Consider the following 237-nt stretch of genomic DNA (forward strand, 5'->3'; position numbering starts at 1 on the left):
GGCCTGCTCGAGAACAGGCCTTTCCTGCAGGCACACCACCCAAGCCTGGCCGATGCCGCGTTGCTGCCACTGCTGCGCCAGTTCGCCGGGGTCGAACCTCAGTGGTTCGCCGAGGCGGCTTATCCGCGGGTGCGGAGCTGGTTGCAGGGATGGCTGGACTCAAGCCTGTTCAAGGCAGTCATGGCTCGGTGAAACAACCTTTTCTGTGCCAGGTCGGACTTGTTTCCAGCCGTCCGG

1 protein-coding gene is annotated in these 237 nt (G+C 63.7%); it reads left to right on the forward strand.

Translation table 11 applies throughout. The annotated features are described in order from the left end of the window. A partial coding sequence (locus HU720_RS24050; RefSeq protein WP_186523658.1) for a glutathione S-transferase C-terminal domain-containing protein occupies positions 1 to 192 on the forward strand: 192 nt, incomplete at its 5' end. Positions 193 to 237 lie beyond the last annotated feature (45 nt).

The organism is Pseudomonas sp. SWRI51 (assembly GCF_014268825.1).
Taxonomy (GTDB): domain Bacteria; phylum Pseudomonadota; class Gammaproteobacteria; order Pseudomonadales; family Pseudomonadaceae; genus Aquipseudomonas; species Aquipseudomonas farsensis.